This window comes from Rathayibacter tanaceti (genome assembly GCF_001634385.1).
Lineage (GTDB): Bacteria > Actinomycetota > Actinomycetes > Actinomycetales > Microbacteriaceae > Rathayibacter > Rathayibacter tanaceti.
Map to the genome: position 1 here is coordinate 1 of NZ_LIIN01000157.1, position 5,309 is coordinate 5,309.

Below are 5,309 nucleotides of genomic sequence, written 5' to 3' on the forward strand. Positions count from 1 at the left end.
CCCCCCGCGAAGTCTTCGAGCGGCTACTCCTCGACGAAGCCGTTGCTTAGACGACTTGACATCGCCCCCTGCTAAGGTGGAGAACCCTTTATTGGGTTCCGTGGGTTCAAATCCCACCGACTCCGCACCCGCTGATACCCCGGTCACCCGGAGGAATCTGGTCGTCCCGTGGAGTCTGGTCGTCCCGTGGTGTAGAGGCTTCTGCTTTCCGACCGGCGACGGCCCACTCATGTCGAGACGGCTGATGCGACGTGTGCGCCGGCAGGCCGCGACGACGCGCGCGGACCGGCCGACCGGTGCGGGACTTCGTCCGTTCCACCGGACGGGCTACCCTGATCGGATGTCCAGCCCGATCCTCGACGCCCTGTCCGCCCCTCCCGCGCGGAGAGACGTCGCCTCGATCCGCGGCGCACTCGCCGAGATCGCGATCGGCGATTCCGTCCGCGTCCTCGTCCGTTCCCCGCGCTACGGCCTCTACGGCATCGAGGGAGTGGTCCGCCAGGCGGTCGGCGGGGAGCTCGTCGTCGCAGACGTGTTCCTCGGCACGGGCAGCGAGATCCAGAGCATCGCACTCGCTCCGGAGGCGGAGGAGGTGGGCGGATCGCGCTCCGTGGAGGGACTGCAGCACGGAGACCCGGTTCGGGCCGCGTTCTCGACTCCGACTCTCGGATCGTTCACGATCACGGGGCCGCTGACGGCCGGCGGGCGGGATGCCTTCCTCCTCGTGGGCAGCTGGATCGTCTCCGACGCCTCGGAGCCCGGCCGTCACGTCGATCGCGTCGAGCGTCTCGCCGAATTCTCGATCCACGAGAAGCACGTCCCCGGCCACCGCTCCGCCGTCGAGGAGTAGCGGCTCAGCTCTGGCAGTGCGGGCACCAGTAGGTGACCCGGAGCTGCAGCTCGTCGTCGCCGAGTTCGCCGCGCTCGATCGGGGTGCCGCACCGGCGGCAGGGGCGGCGGTCGCGGCCGTAGACCCACAGCTGCTGTCCCGGTCGCAGGTTGCCGGTGGTGGTGCGCTCGATGCGCTCGCGGTTGGCGGTGATCAGACGCTGGGCGAGGGCGATGGTGCGCACGAGGTCGCCGCTGTCGCCGACCGGTCGCGTGGGCAGCAGTCCGCGCAGGAAGCAGAGCTCGGCCCGGTAGACGTTGCCGAGGCCGGCCATGATCCGCTGGTCGAGCAGCGCCAGGCCGATCGGCCGCTCCGGATCCGCGGAGAGGCGACGCAGGGCCTCGTCGGCATCCCAGTCGGCGCCGAGCAGGTCGGGGCCGAGGTATCCGACCACGTCCTCCTCGGCGGAGCGCGGCACGATCTCGAGCAGGCCGAGCTCGAAGCCGACCGCCTGCCAGTCCGCGGTCTCGAGCACGATGCGCGCCTGGAACGCCGGCCTGTGCCACGTCGGGCGCCGCCCGTCGCCGCGCGCGTAGAGGTGCCAACTGCCCTCCATCTTGAGGTGGGAGTGGATCAGAGCGTCACCGACCCGCATCAGCAGATGCTTGCCGCGGGGCACGACCTCGTCGATCGTCTCGCCGGTGAGGTCGACCGTCGCGAACGTCGGCACACGCACGTCGCAGCGGGTCAGTACCTCGCCGTCGAGCGCCGCGGCGAGGTTGTGCGCGGACCGATAGACGGTGTCACCCTCGGGCACGACGACTCCTCCCTGCTCTCACGAGCGCATCCTCAGACCGCGCGGGTTGGCCACGAAGCCCGCCGCCACGAGGGCGTCGCCGAAGGGAGTGCCCAGGGCGAAGGCGCCGTCGATCTTCTCGACGGTCAGCTTCTCGACTCCTCGGGAGCGCACGAGCTGCGCGAGTGCGCCCGCGGCATCCGCGAGGACGGTCTCGTCGGCGGTGAAGGTGAGGGCGGTCTTGCCGCCGCGCTCGAGGTACACCGCGAGGGCGCCGTCGACCACGGCGACGAGCGCACCGGCCTTGCGTCCGGGCCGGTGGCCCTCGACCTGGGGCCACGGGAGCGCGGCACCGAACGGGTTCGCCGGGTCGGTCGCCGCGAGGGCGAGGACCGACCGCGGCTTCTCCTGCACCTCGTCCTGCGGCGCGAACGTGCGGAGGCGGTCGACGCTGCCCGCGGTACCGAACTGGGCGGCGCTGAGCTTCTCGATGAAGTAGCCGCGACGGGCGCGCCCCTGCTGCTCGAAGCCGCTGAGCACCTTGTAGGCGAGGGCGAAACCGCCCAGGACGCCCTCGGCCTGCACCGAGCCCCGGGTGACGATGCCGTAGCGCTCGAGCAGCGTCTCGCCGAGAGCGTGACCGCGGATCGTCGGGTCCGACTCGGCGAGGGGGACGATCGACCAGCGTCCGCCCGCGGTCGGCGGACCGATCCGGGTGGCCATCGTGGTGCGCGTCATCACGCGGCCGCGGGGAGCACGGGCGCGGGCGGGCGGGCGCGGCTGACGGTGCGCGCCTCCGGTCGACCCGACGAGGGTGCGCAGCGGAGCGAGGGTGTCGTTGGTGACCAGGCCTGCCCAGACGAGTTCCCAGAGCGCCTCGACCAGACCGGAGTCGTCGGTCGATCCGACCGCGTCTGACAACTGCCGGAAGAAGTAGCCGCCGCCTGAGCCCAGCACGCCGACGATCTCCTGCTGCAGCTCGCCGAGGGGCACCACCTCGGCAGCGGGGACGGGAAGGGTCAGCCCGGCGGTGTCGGCGAGGTGCAGGCTCACCCAGCCGTCGTTGCCGGGGAGCGTCCCGGCACCGGCCCAGAGGACCTCGCCGGTCGCGGTGAGCTCGTCGAGCATCGCGGGGGAGTAGTCGCGCACCCGCGCGGGCAGGATCAGCGACTCCCAGGCCGAGGCGGGGATGGGCGTGCCGGCGAGCTGGTCGATGACCGACGCCACGCCGTCGACGCCGCGGAGGGAGCCTCCGACGTGCTGCCAGGCGGGGAGGAAGCGGCCGTAGGCTGCCCCGTCGACCGGCTCGACCTCCTTGCGGAGCGCCGCGAGGGAGCGGCTGCGCAGGCGCCGCAGCACCTCCGCATCGCACCATTCGGTTCCGGTGCCCGTAGGGCGGAACTCGCCTTCGGAGACCCGGCGTTCGCCCGACAGGCGGCGGAGGGTGTCGGTGACGACCGCGACTCCCAGGCCCAGCCGCTCGGCGACGGCCGCCGCGGTGAAGGGGCCGTGGCTGCGCGCATAGCGGGCGACGAGGTCGCCGAGCGGATCGCGCACCGGGTCGATGAACGCCACCGGCACGCCGATGGGGAGGGGCACGCCGAGCGCGTCGCGCAACCGGGAGGCGTCCTCCATGGCGGCGTAGCGCTGCTCGCCCGCAAGGCCGACCGGTAGGACGCGCTTGGCGCGGACGAGCGCTGCGACGTGTGACTCGAGCACCTCGCGTGCGACGGGTGCGGCCGTCGCGACGTCCGCGGAGGCGACGGACTCGTCGACCAGCCGCTCGCCGAGCTCATCGAGCGTGAGCGGCCCGAGGAGGCGGAGCAGGTCTGCGGCGCCCTCGAGGCCGCGCAGCCGCCGCTCCGGCTCGACCCGCTGCAGCTCACGCTCGATCTGTCCGAGCACGACCGGGTCGAGCAGCTCACGAAGCTCGGCGCGTCCCAGGAGCTCGCCCAGCAGGGTCGCATCGACCGACAGGGCCGCGGCGCGGCGCTCGGCCAGTGGGCTGTCGCCCTCGTACATGAACGCGGCGACGTAGCCGAAGAGCATCGAGCGAGCGAAGGGGCTGGCCGTGGGCGTCTCGACCTCGAGGATCCGCAGCTCGCGCCCCTCGAGGCGGGCGGCGAGCCGCAGCAGGGCGGGCAGGTCGTAGACGTCCTGGAGGCATTCGCGCACTGTCTCGAGGATGATCGGGAAGGTCGGGTAGGTGCGCGCGACGTCGAGGAGCTGGGCGGCCCGCTGGCGCTGCTGCCACAGCGGCGAGCGCTTGCCCGGGTTGTAGCGCGGTAGGAGGAGGGCCCTGGCCGCGCACTCGCGGAACCGGGCGGCGAACAGAGCGGACCCGCCCACCTCGCTGGTGACCAGCTGCTCCAGCTCGTCGCGCTCGAACAGGAAGAGCTCGGCGCCGGGCGGCTCGGACTCCGTGTCGGGGATGCGCACCACGATGCCGTCGTCGCCGGCCATCGCCGCTCCGTCGACCCCGTGACGCTCGCGGACCCGTGCGCCGACCGCGAGCGCCCACGGCGAGTGCACCTGCATGCCGTACGGCGAGTGCAGCACGAGCCGCCAGTCACCCAGCTCGTCGCGGAAGCGCTCGAGGACGAGCGTGCGGTCGTCGGGGATCTGACCGGTGGCAAGGCGCTGCTCGTCGAGGAAGGAGAGCAGGTTGTTCGTCGCGTACTCGTCGAGTCCGGCGGCGGTGCAGCGTCCGCGCGCCGTCTCGGCCGGGGCCGAGCCGACCTCGCGGGTGAACGCACCGATCGCTTCGCCGAGCTCGGCCGGACGACCCTGCGAGTCTCCCTTCCAGAACGGGAGGCGTCCGGGCTCGCCGAACGCCGGCGTCACGATCACCCGGTCGTAGGTGATCTCCTGGATCCGCCAGCTCGTGGCGCCGAGGGCGAAGACGTCTCCCACGCGTGACTCGTAGACCATCTCCTCGTCGAGCTCACCGACGCGGTTGCCGGTCGATCCCGGCTCACCGACCATGAACACGCCGAACAGGCCGCGATCGGGGATGGTACCGCCGCTGGTGACGGCGAGCCGCTGTGCTCCCGGACGCCCGGTGAGGGTGTTGGCGTCGCGGTCCCAGACCACGCGCGGCCGCAGCTCGGCGAACTGATCGGACGGGTAGCGCCCGGAGAGGAGGTCGAGCGTCGCCTCGTAGGCGGAGCGGGGGAGCGACACGAACGGGGCGCTGCGGCGGACGGTGTCGAACCATTCGTCGACGTCGAGGCTCTCGAGCGCCGTGGCGGCGACCGTCTGCTGGGCGAGGATGTCGAGCGGGTTGGCGGGCACCGACACGGCCTCGATCAGCCCCGACCGCATCCGCTCGGTGGTGACCGCCGAGTGCAGCAGGTCGGCCCGGTGCTTGGGGTAGAAGGACCCTCGGGAGACCTCGCCGACCTGGTGGCCCGCACGCCCGACGCGCTGGAGGGCGCTGGCGACGGAGGGCGGCGTCTCGACCTGCACGACCAGGTCGACCGCGCCCATGTCGATGCCCAGCTCCAGACTCGAGGTCGCCACGACGCAGCGCAGGCGCCCCGACTTGAGGTCGTCCTCGATGATCGCCCGCTGCTCCTTGCTCACCGAGCCGTGATGGGCGCGGGCGAGCAGCGGCTCGTCGTCGGGCGCGGACTGGCCGGCACCGCTGGTGCCTCCCGCGGCGCCCATCACCTCGGCGGGTGC

3 protein-coding genes are annotated in these 5,309 nt (G+C 72.6%); 1 reads left to right on the forward strand and 2 read right to left on the reverse strand.

Going from position 1 to position 5,309, the window contains the following annotated elements:
- The first annotated feature begins 340 nt into the window (after nucleotides 1–340).
- Nucleotides 341–850 (forward strand): hypothetical protein, encoded by a 510-nt coding sequence (locus tag ACH61_RS13770; protein ID WP_132504957.1) that lies wholly within the window; start codon nucleotides 341–343, stop codon nucleotides 848–850.
- Nucleotides 851–854: 4 nt separating this feature from the next.
- Here ACH61_RS13770 and ACH61_RS13775 read toward each other — a convergent pair whose 3' ends face one another.
- On the reverse strand, nucleotides 855–1,646 hold the full coding sequence (locus tag ACH61_RS13775) for a DNA-formamidopyrimidine glycosylase family protein (RefSeq protein WP_068213034.1): 792 nt from the start codon (nucleotides 1,644–1,646) through the stop codon (nucleotides 855–857).
- 18 nt (nucleotides 1,647–1,664) lie between these two features.
- Nucleotides 1,665–5,309 (reverse strand): DNA glycosylase AlkZ-like family protein (locus ACH61_RS13780; protein WP_153038893.1); only part of this gene is annotated, 3,645 nt, incomplete at its 5' end.